We start from the raw sequence: 14,417 nt of genomic DNA, 5'->3' as shown, positions 1-14,417 counted from the left end.
CTCACAGGCCCTCCACCGGGCGCCGGCGCAGCCGGTGCAGCCAGTGCTTGAGGTGCAGGCGCCACGCCGTGTCGTCCTGGCCGACGTACACCCGCGGCAGGGCGTGCGGGCCGGTCAGCGGGCCCGGGTCGATGGCGCAGGCGTAGGTGTACCCCGCTTCCCGTACGGCCTCCACGGCGCGGGCGTCGATCGTGCCGTACGGGTAGCAGAAGCCCTCGACCGGGACGCCGGTCAGCTCCTCGAGCCGCGCGCGGCTCTCGGCGACCTCGGCCCTGAGCGTGTGGTCGTCCGCCTTGGTGAGGTCGACGTGCGTCAGCCCGTGCGAGCCGATCTCCACGCCTTCGGCGGCCGCGCGCCGGATGCCGTCCCCGGTCAGCAGCGGCTTGCGCGGGCCGAGCGGATCCCAGGCGTTGTCGCCGCCGAGCCGTCCGGGCAGCACGAAGAGGGTCGCGCCGCAGTCCCAGCGGTGCAGCAGCGGCAGGGCGTCGGTGACGAAGTCGGCGTACCCGTCGTCGAAGGTCAGCCCGACCAGGTCGTGTCCCTCGCCCCGGGCGCGGGCGGCGAGCAGCTCGGTCACCGACACGCCCCGCAGCCCGCGCCGGCGCAGCCAGGCCAGCTGCGACGCGAGCCGTCCGGGCGTGACCGTGATGCGGTACGGGTCGTCCGAGCAGTCGCCCACCGAGTGGTACATCGCCACCCAGGGGGCCGGGCCCCTGCGCGGGGCCCGGGGTCTGCCGGTGTCGAGGGAGTCAGCGGAAACGGCCATGTGTGAGCCTTCGTGTGACGGCGCGTAGGGAGCGCAGAGCGGACGCGGAACTCTGGGCCCCGAAGGCCCAGCTGAGCGGGACGAAGACGAAGGCCACGGTCAGGAGGCCGGCCGTGAGGCCCGCCGCCGGGGACGCCGGCCGGCTCGCGGCGAACGCCCCCGCGGCCGTGGCGACGGCCGCGGCGGACACCAGCCTGCCCAGCTCGGCCACCACCGGCCGGACCCGGACCGAGACGCCGTGCGAGCCGTTGCGCCGGCCCGATCGCAGCCCGGCGAGCAGCAGGCTCGCCGTGACGGTGATGCCGAGGGCGTTGGCGGCGGCGATCCCCGCCACGCCCCAGGAGTGCACGGAGGCGGCGCCGATCCAGGACGTCACGACGATGCCCGCCGCCATCGCGCCGAGCGGGTACCAGCAGGCCCGGCCCGCCGAGAAGTAGGACCGCACGAGGGCGCCCACCAGGGTCTGGCCCAGCAGCCCGAGGGCGTACACGCGCATGACGTCCGCTGTCGCGCCGGTGTCGCCCGGGGTGAACGCTCCCCGCTGGAACAGCAGTCCGATCATCTGCGGGGCGCAGGCGACCACCGCGCACATGCCCAGCAGCACCAGCCACGAGGCGAGCGCCAGGTCCCGTTCCACGCGAGCGCGGGCCCGCGCGGTGTCCCCGTCCGCGAGAGCCCGCGCCACCACCGGGAAGGTGACGGTGCACACCATCAGCGACAGCGTCATCGGGATCTGGGCGACCTTCTGCGCGTAGTTCAGGTGCGAGATGGCACCGGCGGGCAGGCCGGACGCGAGGAAGCGCTCCACCAGCACCTGCGACTGGCGGCACAGGGCGAACAGGAGCACCGCGGCGATCAGGGCGAGTTGCACCGGCCGCTCCTCGGCCGCCGCCCCGGCCTTGGCCAGGTGCGGCGTGGGCGACGCCAGCCGCCGCCACAGCGACGGCAGTTGCACCGCCACCATCAGACAGCCGCCCGCCGCGACCCCTACCGCGGCGGAGCGCACGCCCCAGCCCTCACCGAGCAGGAACATCGCGGCGATGATGCCGGTGTTGTAGACGACGTAGATCGCCGCGGGGGCGAGGAAGCAGCGGTGGGCCCGCAGGGCGGCACTGCAGTACCCGGCGAGCCCGAAGGCCAGCACGCAGGTGGCCGTGATCCGGGTGCAGTCGGCGGCGAGCGCCGGGTCGGGCAGACCGGGAGCGAGCGCCTGGACCAGGTGGGGAGCCGTGCCGGCGATCAGGGCGGCCACCGCCGCGAGGGCGAGGCAGAGCCGGGGCAGGGTGGCGCCGACCAGGGCGCGGACCGGGTCACCCGGGGCGCCCCGGGCGCGGCGGGCCAGCGCCATGCTGAACGCCGGGATCAGCGCGATCGCCAGCCCGTCCTCGATGAGCAGCGTGGAGGCGAACTCCGGCACCGTCCACGCCACCAGGAAGGCGTCGGTGTCGCTCCCGGCGCCGAACAGCCGCGCCAGCGACTGGTCGCGCACCAGGCCCAGCAGTGAACCGGCGATGGACAGCGACGCCGTGACGAGCGCGGCCCTGGCCAGGAAGCTTCCGGAGACCGGCGACGGCGCCGAGGGCTGCTCGGTAGCGTCGCCGGTGCCGGTGGCGGCCCGAGCCGGGGGAACGGTCACCGCGTCGTCCGTGTCGGAGCCGGGGGAATGCGAAGGCACCACCGTCATCGGACCAGGGCCTCCTCGGCGGGCTCCCGCACCGCACTGCGGGGCGCATCCGCGCGCGTGTCGCCGGTCAGCGCCCACCAGGCCCCGAGCCCCATCGCCACGGCGATCAGCACGGTCGAGGGTCCGCCGATGTCGCCGTACATGAAGTCGGTCAGCAGCCAGATCAGCAGCCCGCAGGCGACGAGCCCGCAGTCGGTCCCCGGGCCGCGCTCGCGCACGCGCACGAGCCGCCGCACCCCGCACACCAGCAGCGCCAGCCAGCTCCCGGCGAGCGCCAGCAGCCCGATCAGGCCCTGCTCGCTCAGCACCAGCAGGTACATGTTGTGCGGCGACAGCAGCGGCTGCCGCTGGTACATGGCTCCCGCGCCCCCGGTCTCGCTGCCCGACGACAGCGCGAGCGTGGCGTGTCCGTCCCGGTGCTCCGGGAAGCCCTTCAGGCCGACCCCGGTCAGCGGGTGCTGCCGCCACATGTCCGTGGCGGACGCCCACAGGGTGTACCGGTCGACGACGGACTGGTCGGGGGCGTCGGCGACCTGGGCGATGCTGCCGATGCGCTGCTGCAGGAGAACCGAGCCCACACCGAACCCGCCCACCAGGATCACACCCACCGCGACCGCGGCAGCGGCCACCTTCAGAGCGCGCCGCCATCCGGCCAGGACCAGCTGCACGGCGCAGGTCAGGAACGTCGCGATCCAGGCACCCCGGCTGAAGGAGAGCGCGAGCGGCAGCAGCAGCACCGAAGCGCACGCGGCGGCGGCCGCCCGCTGCCGTACGGACACCCGGCCCAGCGCGATACCGGTCGCGCACACCAGGCCGAGGGCGACCGCCGTCGCCATGCCCATCACGTCGTGCGATCCGAAGGTGCCCACCGCCCGGATGTTCGCGCCCTGGTAGGAGGCACCGGTGCGGGTGACGAACTGGTGGACGCCGATGGCCCCCTGGCACAGACCGAGCCCCACGCAGGCCCAGGCCACCATCCGGAAGCCGGTGCGGTCGCGCAGCAGCAGCAGGACGGCCGCCGGAACGAGGACGAAGGTCTGCAGATAGCGTCCGAGGCCGGCGAGCCCGGCCTCGGCGGAGAACGCCCCCATGGCGGAGAGCGCGAGCCCCACGACCGGCAGACCCAGAATCACCGCGGCGGCGGGCGACAGCGGGCGCCGCCGTTCGAACAGGAGACGGATCACGCAGTAGACCACCACCAGCCCGGAGCACACGTCGGCGGGCCCCGCTCCGTCCGACGTCAGGGGCAGCGCCAGCAGGGCCGGTACGGCCACCACGAGCAGGGCCGGTGTCTGCCCGGCGTCACGGCGGGGGAGGGGCGTCAGTGCGAGGCTCACCAGTTCTCAGCTCCCCGTGGGGCGTACCACCGTGGCGGCGGTGCGCAGCAGAATGCAGACGTCCTGCCACAGGGACCAGTCGTCGATGTAGGCGTTGTCGAAACGGCAGCGGTCCTCGATCGAGGTGTCGCCGCGCAGGCCGTGGATCTGGGCGAGACCGGTGATGCCGGTCCGCATGCGGTGGCGCACCGAGTAACCGGGATAGGTCTGGCCGAACTGGGCGACGAAGTAGGGGCGTTCGGGCCGGGGTCCGACCAGGCTCATGTCGCCCCGGAGCACGTTCCACAACTGCAGCAGCTCGTCGAGCGAGGTGCGCCGCAGCATCCGGCAGAACCAGCGCATCTCGTTCTCGTTCGCCACGCTCCACCGGGTCGCCGACTCGTGCTCGTCGACCGGGCGGTGCGTACGGAACTTCAGCAGGGTGAACGGCTCGCCGCCCCTGCCGATGCGCTCCTGCCGGAACACCACGCCCGGCCCGTCGCTGATCCTGAGCACCGCGGCGAAGGTCAGCAGCAGCGGACTGATGAGCAACAGCAGCGTCCCCGACACCAGGATGTCGAGCGCCCGCTTGGCCGCGCTGTCACGCCGGGCCGGGGACATGTCCAGCCGTCGGCAGGCGAACCCGGCCAGCCGCTCTCGCGCCGCGTACGACGGGGTGTCGGCGTCGACCTCCCAGACCACGCAGCCCGAATCGGCCAGCGCCCGCAGCAGCGGTTCCTGGCCGGCGCGTACGGAGGGGTGCACGGCCAGCACCGCCCGTACCCCGTTCTGGATGACCGCCCGCTCGACCTCCTCGGCGGTCGTCAGCACCGGCAGCGTCTCGGTGCCCTCCGGCTGCTCGGCGACGATCCCCACCGGCCGGACTCCGCAGCGCGGGTGACGCAGTACGGCGGCGGCCACCCGCTGCGCGGTCGTGACCGGGCCGAGGACGAGGGCCGGGTGCGGGTGGCGCAGCAGCGCGGCGCGGCGCCGCGCGTACACGGCTCCGCGCAGCGCGCAGCCGGCCGCCGTGTGCAGGGCGAGGCCCGTCACCACGGTACGCAGGGACAACGCGTCCTCCGGCCGGTACGCCGCCACGACAGCCGCGAGAGCCAGCCACGCCACCGCGATGCGGCCGCACAGGGCGGGCAGTTCGTCCAGCAACCCGGGCATCGGCGGCCGCCCGCCGCGGCGGCGCAGCAGCAACGAGCCGGCGATCAGCAGGGTGACGAGGAGCGGGTGGCGCTGGGACCCGGTGAGCGCGAGCGTGCCCGCGAGGGCGGCGAGGCCGTCTGCCGCGAGCAGCGGGACGGGTGAGGCGGGCCGGGCCGGGGGCCGCGGGGCGGGTGAGCGGAAACCGGTGGTCGTGCCGCGCGGGGGCATGACCGAGACTGGTGAGGATCCGTGGTCCCGCGGCGCTACGCCGGGGGAGGGCACGGTACGTTCGGCGGTCACGAGTGGATGGACTCCCTGTACTCGGTGGGCTCGACGCGCTGGACCGGCCGGTTCGCCTCGGCGCCACGTCCGGTGTCGAGCGGACCGTGCTCAGCGCTGGGGGTGGTGGCGGTCCAGGGGCCGAGCAGGTCGCGATAGACGTCCGAGACGGCTTCGGCGGTGTGCCGCACGTCGTGGGCGGACAGCACGTGCCGGCGGCCCTGGTCGCCGAGGGATGCGCGCAGCAGCGGGTCCGCCAGCAGCGCGGTGACGGCTCCGGCCAGCGCCGCCGGGTCCTCCGGCGGAACCAGGCACCGGGCGGAGGTGGAGGAGGGCAGACTCTCCCGGGCGCCGTCGACGTCCGTGACCACGACCGGCCGCCCGCAGGCCATCGCTTCCAGCGGCGCCAGAGCCATGCCCTCCCAGCGGGACGGCAGAACGACGAGATCGGCGGCCTGGTACCAGGGGGAGGCGTCGGCGACGGCTCCGGCGAACACCACTGACGGTGGGGCGTTCTCGCGCAGCCGGTCGTGGTCCGGCCCGTCGCCGACCAGGACGAGACGGGCGTCGGGCACCTGCTGTTCGACGGTTTCCCACGCCTCCAGCAGGACGTCCTGCCCCTTCTGCCGGCACAGCCGCCCCACGCACACGGCGAGCGGCGCCGTGGGCTGGATGCCGGCGAGCGGTGCGAGTCCGGCCCGTACGGCACCCGGGGCGGCCGGACGGAAGCGCTCCGGGTCGATGCCGTTGGGAACGACGGTCCAGCGGCCGGTGATCCTGGCGCCCATGCCGGTCGCGCGTTCCGCCTCGCTCACACACACCACGCGTGAGGCCCACCGCGCCGCCCAGCGCTCCCACAGGAGCGCCAGCGTCGCGGTGCCCCCGCCGACCGCCTCGAACGACCAGGCGTGCGGCTGGAAGACCGTCGGGATCCGCCCGCGTACCGCGAGCCGTCCGGCGAGCCCGGCCTTCGCGCTGTGCGCGTGGATCAGATCCGGACGCACCTCGTCGATGACCTGCGCCAGGTGCCGTACCTCCCGGACGAGCGAGGTACCGGGAGACCGTGTGGCGTGCCAGTGCCGTACGCGCGCGCCGAGCGTCCGCAGTTTCGTGGTGAGCGCGCTCTCGGGGCAGGCCACGGTGACGTCCAGGCCGTCCGACAGCTGCGCCTGGACCAGGTCCGTGACGACGCGCGCGACACCGCCGTCCACCGGCTGGGTGAGGTGCAGGACTCGGGGGTGAGGTGCGGTGGGTGACTCGTGCATGTGCGCGGATTCCTCGCTCGCGAAGGCGTTCGGGGCGGACGGCGACGTACTCACCGCCGTGCGTCGACGGCGGCGAAGAGCACGCCGGCCCACGCCGCGTTCTGCTGAGACTGGATCCGGAAGGTGGCCCGGTCACCGCCGTGCTGCAGGGCGCTTCCGAGGTCGAAGACGTCGGAGTCGTAACCGAGGGTGTTGCCGTGGGCGGGCACCCGGGACGCGTCTGTGCCGGGCTCGCTGATGGTGGAGTTGAGGACGTCGTCGCGGGGGTTGGCGGAGTTGCCGAGGGCGGTCGTGGACTGACCGGTCGTCACGGTGAGCGAGTCTCCGACCGTGCCGCGGTCGCCGTTGTACGTCACCAGGCCCGCACGGCCCCATGCGCCCGCGGCGAAGTCGAGGCCGCCCATGCCGATCTCCTGACCGGGCCCCAGCGGGGTGAAGCCGTCCCAGACCGCCAGGTGCCGCAGCGGCTCCGCCGGGTTCTCGTAGGCCACCACGAGTGTCCAGCCGCCCCAGGCCCCGGCCGTGGACCTGCCCATGGCGATGTTGATCTGCGCCACCGTGTACAGGCCCGCTCCGGCCTCCCGCACCAGCCGTGTCACGTCGGCCGAGGCCTGGAAGGCGTCCATGCCGTCCATGACCCGGTGTCCGACCGTCGTGTCCGCGACCAACTCCTTGTACTCGCCGCCGGGTTCGGCGATCAGTACGCGCCCGTTGTCCTGCGGCGGCTTCTGTTCGCCCACACGCAGGTTGCCACCCCAGTAGAGGCGCGCGTACGTCACCCGGGAGCCGCTGGGCAGACGGACCTCCCCGCGGGAGGAGTTGTACGTGTTGGCGTCGCGGTCGACGTCGACGTAGAACATGTCGAAGTCGCCGTTCACGCCGGGGCCGCCTGCCTGGGTCTCGGGACACGAAGAGCTCTGGGCCGCGCGGCAGGTGATCGATGCGTTGGCAGCGCGTACGATGCCGCCGTGCTGGAGCGCGCGGTACCGCTCGGTGAAGCTGAGACGCTCGGCTTCCGGCGCGGGCGCGGCAGCGGGTGCGGCGGAGGGTGAACTGCCGGCCGCCCACACGGCGGCAAGAGCGAGGACGCCCACGGTCGCGCGGCGGAACAGCGGGCCCAAGGAATGACGCATGACCGGTCGTTGCCTTTCGGAACGGGGAGCCGTGGCAGAGCGCCACGAATGCGATGTGTCCGCGCTGAGAGTGCGTCGGGCGGTTCGCAACTCTAGTCATCAACCGGACATAGTCGATGAAATCCGATGAAATCTGACAAGTGTGTCGGAATCGTGAAACCGCATTTCTTTGCCGCCTCCGGCCGCCGACTCACTGCCGGCGGGATGAATTCCGTTCGGCGCGGGCCGCCGCCTTGCTCCATCAGGGGTCGGGGGAGTGCGCCCTGGCCGACCGTTTGATCAGGCTGGACGCGGCAAAAGGAGGAACTGCGACATCCCGAAAAGCGTATGAGCGGTTGCGGGAAGGCCTGGGTGCTTCCACGGTGGGCTCAAGATCCAACGCCGTCGAAAGGAATCCCCATGTGTGCTCTGTCCGCACGGCGCATCGTGTCCGGTGTGTTCTGCGCCGCCCTTCTGGTCGGGATCACCGGCCCCGTCGCCATGGCGGCCGAAACGTCCCGGGGGCACGGCCACCGTGCGGCGCCCGAGGCCCGGCTTCCCGGCGCGGACGCGCGGCTCGCGCAGGTCGCGAGAGTGAACTGGGGCCAGCTCACCCCCGTCGCCGACCTGCTGAACGCCGTACTGCGGGACAGCGACGGGACGCTGCCCCCGGCCGAGGCCGAAAGGCTGGCAGCCGCCGCGAAGGCCGCCCTGGCCGAGTCGGACGCCAAGGGCGTGCGGACCTCGCTCGTGTCGACGGTGGTGCGGCTGCCGGCTCCCGCCCTGCCCGCCGCGGTACCCGCGGTGTCGGTGCCGCGCGCCGCCGACCCCGTGACCGACCTGCTGGACTTCGTGGTCGGAGCGGTCGACGGCCTCCTGAAGACGGTCACCTCCGGTGTCGGAGGCGTCCTTCCCACGGTCGACAACCTGCTGGGCGGGGTCGACGACCTCCTCGCCGCGCTGACCGGGGGCGCCCCGACGCTCCAGGAGGCGCCCGCCGTGTCCACACCGTCCGACGACGTGGCCGACGAGTCGTCCGGGACCTCGTCGACAGCAGCCCCCGAGGAGACAGCCGTCACGCTCCCCGGTGTACCGCTGCTGGAGCAGGTTCTGCCACCGGCATCCTGACCCCGCCCGGTCGTGGCGCCGCCCCCAGGGGAGCGGCGCCACGACTGTTGTTCTTCAGTCTTTTAATAGATCTCGTATGAGGTATTGGCAATCTTCGGCATCTCGGTTTCCGCCCAGGCCAGGGCTCGTTAGGCACGGCGACAGAATCCCCTCCGGCGACGCGCGTTGCCGAAGAAAGGAACACGATGAAGTCTCTGAAGGCTGCCGCCGTCTTTGCCGGGTCTCTGATCGCCGCCGGTTCCGCCACGCCCGCGTTCGCCCAGGACGCCATGGTCGCTCCCGCCGCGCCCGCTGCTCAGAGCGTTCCGGACATGCAGGCTGCTCCGGCTCCTCAGGCCGCTCCGATGGCTCAGGCTGCTCCGGCTCCTCAGGCCGCTCCGGTTCAGAGTGCTCCCGTCGCCCAGCCCGCTCCGATGGCCCAGCCCGCTCCGATGGCCCAGCCTGCTCCGATGGCTCAGGCTGCGCCGGCCCCTCAGGCTGCTCCGGTTGCCCAGCCCGCCCCGGCCCCCGCTCCGCAGCCCGCTCCGGTCGCCCAGCCCGCCCCGGCTCCCCTGCCTCAGCCCGCTCCGGCCGCTCAGAGCGGTCGCGACCTTGCGTCCACCGACTTCACCGGAGGCGTGAGCACCAAGGTCCCCCTGGACGTCACCGCCGAGGGCAAGGAGTCGCTGGTCCACACGGCGAAGAACGCCGCGTCCGCGGTCAACGACGCCAAGCCGATGCACGGCAACCTGTGGTTCTGAGGCGGCAACCCCGCCGTACGGAGGGCCGGTTCCCGGAGATCCCGGGCACCGGCCCTCCGTACGTGTCCACCCGATGACGCGGCCGGTTTTCCCCTCCGGAGGAACGGACGGTCACTTGTCTGGCCGCACGGCGGTGACCACGCGGGACGTCCGGCGGTTACGGCTACGACATCGGATCCGGACGAGGAGCGGACCATGGCCGTCAGCACCGGCGGAGGGCAGACAGGAGACGGGGCGGCGGCGGCCCCGGCGCGGAACGGACCGGGCAGCACGCGGCGGGAGGTGGCGCGCGGACTGCGTGCCTGCGCCCTCGCTGCCGCCGTGGCGGCCCCGGTGGCCGCCGCCCTCAGGCCGCAGAGCCCCGGGCCCGGGGACGCCCCGAGCGCCACCGTCTCCAGCGAGACCCGTCACGGCCGCCGCATCGTCGTGGTGTGGACCCCACCCCGCGACCCGGCCGGGCAGGGCCGTTGGCAGGTCACCGTGGACGGCCGCCCGCTGCACCTGATGCGCCGGGCCGACGGCACCTGGCTGAGCATGGTCGACCACTACTGCTCCCACCCCTCACCGATCGAGGCCGCCCGCGCCGCCGTCGACGCCCTCGGCCCCGGCCGGCACCTGCGTGACCCGGCCCCGGCGGGCCACGTCCACACGGAGCACCGGCATGGCGTACGTACGTAAGGACGCCGGTACGCTCACCAGGGCCGAGCAGCGGCGGTTCGTCAAGGCGCTGCTGGAGGTCAAACGGCGGGGTGAGTACGACGAGTTCGTGCGGATGCACATCGAGTACTTCTCAGCGGACGGGGAGCACGGACTGCGTGCCGCGCACATGGCGCCCTCGTTCCTGCCCTGGCACCGCCGGTTCCTGCTCGACCTGGAGCGCGCCCTGCGCCGGGTGGATCCCTCGGTGACGGTGCCGTACTGGGACTGGACGCGCGACCGCAAGACCACCTCCGCGCCCTGGACGGCCCATCTTCTCGGGGGTGACGGGCGCCGTTCCGACCATCAGGTGATGACCGGCCCCTTCGCCTACCGGGAAGGCAACTGGACCATCAAAGTGAACGTCACCGACAGGGAGTTCCTCACCCGGAACCTCGGACGGCCCCGCGACCCGGTCGGCCTGCCCACGAGGAGCGAGCTGGAGCGGGCCCTTGAGGACCCTGTCTACGACGTGGCGCCCTGGGACTCGACGGTCACCCGGGGTTTCAGGAACAGGCTCGAGGGCTGGGGCTCCGGCCGCGGCGAGGGGGCCTGGCGCAACCACAACCGCGTACACGGCTGGGTCGGTGGGGACATGCTCGGCGGCGCCTCCGTCAACGACCCCGTGTTCTGGTTGCACCACGCCTTCATCGACCTGCAGTGGTACCGCTGGCAACGTCGGCACCGCGGCGCGCGCTACCTCCCCGCGAAACCGCCTCGACGGGGCGAGCAGCAGCACGGCCGGATCGTGGCACGGCACCAGAGCATGCCGCCGTGGGACGTGACACCGGCGGAACTGGAGGACGTCGGCAGGATCTACCGCTACGCGTGAGGCGGCACGGGGAGGCCGGGCACGGGGAGAGCCCCGGCCTTGGGAGGCCGGGGCTCTCAATTACGCCAGCGGCGGTCAGTGGCGGTGACCGCTCTTCTTGCTCTTCTTGTCGTGCTTCTTGTGGCCCTCGTTCTTGCACTCGTTGCCGACAGCCGGGTTCAGCAGGCCGACGAGGTTGACGGTGTTGCCGCACACGTTGATCGGCACGTGAACCGGCACCTGGACCACGTTGCCGGACAGGACGCCGGGCGAGCCGATGGCAGCGCCGTGGGCGCCGGCGTCCGCGGCGGCGAGACCGGCTCCACTGAGCACCACGGCGCCCGTGCCGAGAGCAACAGCGCCAACCTTCGCGATGCGAGACATCACGTTCTCCCTTACTGACTAGGTAAGTGCGGCAGCAGTACGAGCGGCCGCACTGCCCGTTCAACGCGGCGACCCCGAACCGGTCACGAGAAATCTTCCGGGGATCACTCGTCTTGAACAGCGACTGCGCCAAACGGGTGTTGATCGCGGTCCCTCGCTCGCCCCCGGTCCTGTGCCGGCTGTATTGGTGGGACGGCAGTGGCCCGGGGTGACCGCCCGGCACGGGGCCATCCGGCGGACGTGCGGCTCCGCCGTGACGTGCGCTTTCACAAGAAAGCCACGCCGTGAGGCGTTTCGCGTGGCAAAAGCCGCAAATGCCGCTTATGTTAGCGACTGTCAGTGACCGGACCACAACGGTCTGTGTCGACTCGAGAAATCGGAGAAGTAATGCGCAAGTACCAGAAGGCCGCGGTCGTCGTGGCCATGCTCGGCAGCGTCAGCTTCCTCGGCGCTGGCGTTGGTCACGCTGCGGGCGGCGACGGGAAGTTCAAGGTCGACAACGACCAGACGCAGGCCTGCTCGCAGAACGACTCGACCGTGGGCCTGGTCAACGTCGACGACGTCAACGTCAACGTGGCCGCCCTCCTGGGTCTGGGCCAGCAGGACAACAGCGAGAAGGAGTCCCTGACCTGCTCGCAGGCCTTCTCTCTGCGTGGCGGCCACTGATCAGGTTGATCCAGGCAGGCCCCGGTGCTCGAACCATGTGTCCGAGCCCCGGGGCCTGCCGCCTTACTGAAGGAAAAAGGCAGATGTTCGACAAGAAGAAGACCGCGGCGGTGGCGGCGGCTCTGGGGGCCTTCGCCCTGATGGGTCTCGGGGCCGTCCAGGCGTCGGCCCAGGGTGGTCCCGGTACGTGCGTCGAGGACAGTGCGGGGCATGTCCGCTGCGTGCAGATGAGCGAGTACCAGGTCATCAGGGACAAGCGCGGAAGCGTCACCGTCGTCAACGACTCGACGCAGACCTGTCCGACGTCACGCAGTCAGGTCAGCTGCGTCGACAGCGCCGTGGTTCCCGCCGCGGGGGGCTGACACCTCGCCGGCCGGTGCGGGCCCACTCTGTCCGTGGACAGGTGCGGCCGCTGGTCGTGACTCGGGGTTCGGCCACCGCTGCGAGTCGGTGTGCGGAACTACAAAACGTCTTTTCCAGAAACTTACGCGGTTGGGCGTTTCGTCCGGGCGAAGGGCGTGCAATCCGCCTAGGGTTGGCAACTGTCGGTGACCAGTCCATTACGGTCTGTGTCTATTCGAGAAATCGGAGAAGTAATGCGCAAGTACCAGAAGGCCGCGGTCGTCGCGGCCATGCTCGGCAGCGTCAGCTTCCTTGGCGCTGGCGTTGGTCACGCTTCGGACGGCGACGAGCACGTCAAGATCGACAACAAGCAGGCCCAGTCGTGCGAGCAGAACGACTCGCGTGAGGGCCTCATCAACATCGACGACGTGAACGTCAACCTCGCCATCCTGGGTCTCGCCAAGCAGGACAACAGCGAGCGCGAGTCCGTGACCTGCTCGCAGGCCTTCACCCTGGGCAAGTAATCACCGACCAGGTGATCCGGCAGGCCCCGGGGCTCGAACCAGGTGTCCGAGCCGCGGGGCCTGCCCTTTGGCTTTGTTGCCGCTCATGCGTCCGGAGCGACCCGAACTGCCCGGTGGCGGCGGGTCGACCGTAAAGGAAAAGGTAAATGCTCACTTCGAAGAAGATCGCAGCGGTAGCGGGAGTGCTGGGGAGCTTCGCTCTGCTCGGTGTCGGTACCGCCCAGGCCTCCGCCGACGGTGGCCCCGGCAAGTGCGCCGACGACGGCAACGGTCACGTGCGCTGTGTGGAACTGAGCCAGTACACGTACACCACCGACAAGGGCAAGGTCACCGTCGTCAACAACTCGACGCAGGAGTGCCCGACTTCGCACAGCCAGGTGTCCTGCGTCAGCAGCACCGTCGTTCCCGGCAAGAAGGCCTGACTTCCGCCGAGGCCGGGGCGTCTCGTCCATGGGGGCGCCCTTGAGCCCGCCGGCACGGCCGGCGATGGCCGGGACCCGATACACCGGGTCCCGGCCATGCGTGTGTCGTGGATCTGCGGTCGGAGGCCGCGGAGGGAACGGCGTGCCGCCGTACGCGTGTCAGGGCAGCCGTCGCACCGGCGCGCCCGCGAGGAACGCGCGGATGTTCTCGACCGCCTGCCCGTAGTACGTCGCGTAGTTGGACCGGGAGACATAGCCGAGGTGCGGCGTGGCGAGGAGGCGGGGTGCCGTGCGCATCGGGTGGTCCGCGGGAAGGGGCTCGATGTCGAAGACGTCCACGCCGGCGCCCGCGATACGGCCCGCGTGCAGGGCGTCGAGGAGGGCGTCCTGGTCGACGATCGCCGCGCGTGAGGTGTTGATCAGGTAGGCGGTCGGCTTGAGGAGGGCGAGTTCCGGCCGGCCGAGCAGGCCACGGGTACGGTCGCCGAGGGCGAGGTGGACCGACACGAAGTCGCTGTCCGCCAGCAGTTCCTCCTTGGAGGAGGCGAGTTCCACGCCGACCTCGCCGGCGCGCTCCCGGGTGAGGTTCTGGCTCCAGGCCCCGACCCGCATGCCGAAGGCGAGCCCGACCCGGGCGACCCGGCTGCCGATCTTCCCCAGGCCGAGCAGTCCGAGACGCCGGCCGTGCAGATCGGCACCGACGGTGCTCTGCCAGGGGCCGCCTGAGCGCAGGGCGTTGTTCTCCTCGACGAGCCCGCGTGCGAGGCCGAGCAGCAGCGCCCAGGTCATCTCGACGGGCGGGGTGGAGGAGCTGGCCGTGCCGCAGACCGTGACGCCGTGGGCCTCGGCGGCCGCGTAGTCGATGACGGAGTTCCGCATGCCGGAGGCGACGATCAGCTTCAGCCGGGGCAGCCGGGCGATCAACGACCCGGGGAACGGCACGCGTTCGCGCAGGGTCACGACGATGTCGAAACCGGCCAGCGCCGCGGCCAGACCGTCCTCGCCCTCGATGTGCCGGTCGAAGGCCACGACCTCCACGTCCTCCGCGACCTCCGTCCAGTCGGCGACCTCGGTCGCCACCTTCTGAAAGTCGTCCAGCACAGCACACCGCAGCCGCACGGCTTGCC

16 protein-coding genes are annotated in these 14,417 nt (G+C 72.0%); 8 read left to right on the top strand and 8 right to left on the bottom strand.

Going from position 1 to position 14,417, the window contains the following annotated elements; genetic code table 11:
* Nucleotide 1: 1 nt before the first annotated feature.
* From AB0F04_RS05635 to AB0F04_RS05610, 6 genes are read right to left on the bottom strand one after another with little or no spacing between them, the layout of a single operon-like run.
* Nucleotides 2-766, bottom strand: coding sequence for a polysaccharide deacetylase family protein (locus AB0F04_RS05635; RefSeq protein WP_362038076.1), 765 nt, complete (start codon nucleotides 764-766; stop codon nucleotides 2-4).
* Nucleotides 750-2,450 carry a lipid II flippase MurJ gene (locus tag AB0F04_RS05630; protein WP_362038074.1) on the bottom strand — a complete coding sequence of 567 codons (1,701 nt, stop codon included), beginning with the start codon at nucleotides 2,448-2,450 and terminating at the stop codon, nucleotides 750-752. The genes AB0F04_RS05635 and AB0F04_RS05630 overlap by 17 nt, the downstream gene beginning before the upstream one ends.
* On the bottom strand, nucleotides 2,447-3,787 hold the full coding sequence (locus tag AB0F04_RS05625) for an O-antigen ligase family protein (protein ID WP_362038072.1): 1,341 nt from the start codon (nucleotides 3,785-3,787) through the stop codon (nucleotides 2,447-2,449). Before AB0F04_RS05625 ends, AB0F04_RS05630 begins: the two co-directional genes overlap by 4 nt.
* Before the next feature lie 6 nt (nucleotides 3,788-3,793).
* Nucleotides 3,794-5,221, bottom strand: a complete 1,428-nt coding sequence (locus AB0F04_RS05620) for an exopolysaccharide biosynthesis polyprenyl glycosylphosphotransferase (RefSeq protein ID WP_362038070.1) — start codon at nucleotides 5,219-5,221, stop codon at nucleotides 3,794-3,796.
* Nucleotides 5,218-6,465 (bottom strand): glycosyltransferase family 4 protein, encoded by a 1,248-nt coding sequence (locus AB0F04_RS05615; RefSeq protein ID WP_362038068.1) that lies wholly within the window; start codon nucleotides 6,463-6,465, stop codon nucleotides 5,218-5,220. Before AB0F04_RS05615 ends, AB0F04_RS05620 begins: the two co-directional genes overlap by 4 nt.
* Before the next feature lie 50 nt (nucleotides 6,466-6,515).
* Nucleotides 6,516-7,598, bottom strand: a complete 1,083-nt coding sequence (locus AB0F04_RS05610; RefSeq protein ID WP_362038066.1) for a DUF3344 domain-containing protein — start codon at nucleotides 7,596-7,598, stop codon at nucleotides 6,516-6,518.
* 399 nt (nucleotides 7,599-7,997) lie between these two features.
* Between AB0F04_RS05610 and AB0F04_RS05605 the strand changes: the two genes are divergently transcribed.
* The 4 genes from AB0F04_RS05605 to AB0F04_RS05590 all read left to right on the top strand — a co-directional run bounded on the left by AB0F04_RS05605 (nucleotide 7,998) and on the right by AB0F04_RS05590 (nucleotide 10,973).
* Nucleotides 7,998-8,705 carry a hypothetical protein gene (locus AB0F04_RS05605; protein ID WP_362038064.1) on the top strand — a complete coding sequence of 236 codons (708 nt, stop codon included), beginning with the start codon at nucleotides 7,998-8,000 and terminating at the stop codon, nucleotides 8,703-8,705.
* 617 nt (nucleotides 8,706-9,322) lie between these two features.
* Entirely contained in the window at nucleotides 9,323-9,445 is a 123-nt protein-coding gene (locus tag AB0F04_RS05600; protein WP_362038711.1) for a hypothetical protein, read from the top strand.
* A gap of 195 nt (nucleotides 9,446-9,640) precedes the next feature.
* Nucleotides 9,641-10,123, top strand: coding sequence for a tyrosinase family oxidase copper chaperone (locus tag AB0F04_RS05595; RefSeq protein WP_362038062.1), 483 nt, complete (start codon nucleotides 9,641-9,643; stop codon nucleotides 10,121-10,123).
* Nucleotides 10,107-10,973: a tyrosinase family protein gene (locus tag AB0F04_RS05590; protein ID WP_362038060.1), complete on the top strand. Its 867-nt coding sequence runs from the start codon at nucleotides 10,107-10,109 to the stop codon at nucleotides 10,971-10,973. Before AB0F04_RS05595 ends, AB0F04_RS05590 begins: the two co-directional genes overlap by 17 nt.
* A gap of 75 nt (nucleotides 10,974-11,048) precedes the next feature.
* Here AB0F04_RS05590 and AB0F04_RS05585 read toward each other — a convergent pair whose 3' ends face one another.
* Nucleotides 11,049-11,336, bottom strand: a complete 288-nt coding sequence (locus AB0F04_RS05585; RefSeq protein ID WP_362038058.1) for a chaplin — start codon at nucleotides 11,334-11,336, stop codon at nucleotides 11,049-11,051.
* 387 nt (nucleotides 11,337-11,723) lie between these two features.
* Between AB0F04_RS05585 and AB0F04_RS05580 the strand changes: the two genes are divergently transcribed.
* From AB0F04_RS05580 to AB0F04_RS05565, 4 genes are all read left to right on the top strand, one after another.
* Nucleotides 11,724-12,002 (top strand): hypothetical protein, encoded by a 279-nt coding sequence (locus tag AB0F04_RS05580; RefSeq protein ID WP_362038056.1) that lies wholly within the window; start codon nucleotides 11,724-11,726, stop codon nucleotides 12,000-12,002.
* Between the two features lie 83 nt (nucleotides 12,003-12,085).
* A complete protein-coding gene (locus AB0F04_RS05575) occupies nucleotides 12,086-12,364 on the top strand; it encodes a hypothetical protein (RefSeq protein WP_362038055.1) in 279 nt (92 codons plus the stop codon).
* 234 nt (nucleotides 12,365-12,598) lie between these two features.
* Nucleotides 12,599-12,868, top strand: coding sequence for a hypothetical protein (locus tag AB0F04_RS05570; RefSeq protein WP_362038053.1), 270 nt, complete (start codon nucleotides 12,599-12,601; stop codon nucleotides 12,866-12,868).
* Between the two features lie 146 nt (nucleotides 12,869-13,014).
* Nucleotides 13,015-13,290, top strand: coding sequence for a hypothetical protein (locus AB0F04_RS05565; protein ID WP_362038051.1), 276 nt, complete (start codon nucleotides 13,015-13,017; stop codon nucleotides 13,288-13,290).
* 159 nt (nucleotides 13,291-13,449) lie between these two features.
* Here the strand turns inward: AB0F04_RS05565 and AB0F04_RS05560 are convergent, their stop codons facing one another.
* Nucleotides 13,450-14,409: a D-2-hydroxyacid dehydrogenase family protein gene (locus AB0F04_RS05560; protein ID WP_362038048.1), complete on the bottom strand. Its 960-nt coding sequence runs from the start codon at nucleotides 14,407-14,409 to the stop codon at nucleotides 13,450-13,452.
* Nucleotides 14,410-14,417: the final 8 nt, after the last annotated feature.

It is taken from the genome of Streptomyces sp. NPDC029041, assembly GCF_040637515.1.
Taxonomy (GTDB): Bacteria; Actinomycetota; Actinomycetes; order Streptomycetales; family Streptomycetaceae; genus Streptomyces.
Note: the sequence above shows the minus strand (reverse complement) of the source record. Positions and strands in the feature narration are given on the sequence as shown.

Coding starts and splice junctions, on each gene's coding strand:
- AB0F04_RS05570 (WP_362038053.1), top strand. CDS start 12,599: ATGCGCAAGTACCAGAAGGCCGCGGTCGTCGCGGCCATGCTCGGCAGC.
- AB0F04_RS05635 (WP_362038076.1), bottom strand. CDS start 766: ATGGCCGTTTCCGCTGACTCCCTCGACACCGGCAGACCCCGGGCCCCG.
- AB0F04_RS05575 (WP_362038055.1), top strand. CDS start 12,086: ATGTTCGACAAGAAGAAGACCGCGGCGGTGGCGGCGGCTCTGGGGGCC.
- AB0F04_RS05590 (WP_362038060.1), top strand. CDS start 10,107: ATGGCGTACGTACGTAAGGACGCCGGTACGCTCACCAGGGCCGAGCAG.
- AB0F04_RS05585 (WP_362038058.1), bottom strand. CDS start 11,336: ATGTCTCGCATCGCGAAGGTTGGCGCTGTTGCTCTCGGCACGGGCGCC.
- AB0F04_RS05565 (WP_362038051.1), top strand. CDS start 13,015: ATGCTCACTTCGAAGAAGATCGCAGCGGTAGCGGGAGTGCTGGGGAGC.
- AB0F04_RS05595 (WP_362038062.1), top strand. CDS start 9,641: ATGGCCGTCAGCACCGGCGGAGGGCAGACAGGAGACGGGGCGGCGGCG.
- AB0F04_RS05615 (WP_362038068.1), bottom strand. CDS start 6,465: ATGCACGAGTCACCCACCGCACCTCACCCCCGAGTCCTGCACCTCACC.
- AB0F04_RS05630 (WP_362038074.1), bottom strand. CDS start 2,450: ATGACGGTGGTGCCTTCGCATTCCCCCGGCTCCGACACGGACGACGCG.
- AB0F04_RS05580 (WP_362038056.1), top strand. CDS start 11,724: ATGCGCAAGTACCAGAAGGCCGCGGTCGTCGTGGCCATGCTCGGCAGC.
- AB0F04_RS05605 (WP_362038064.1), top strand. CDS start 7,998: ATGTGTGCTCTGTCCGCACGGCGCATCGTGTCCGGTGTGTTCTGCGCC.
- AB0F04_RS05610 (WP_362038066.1), bottom strand. CDS start 7,598: ATGCGTCATTCCTTGGGCCCGCTGTTCCGCCGCGCGACCGTGGGCGTC.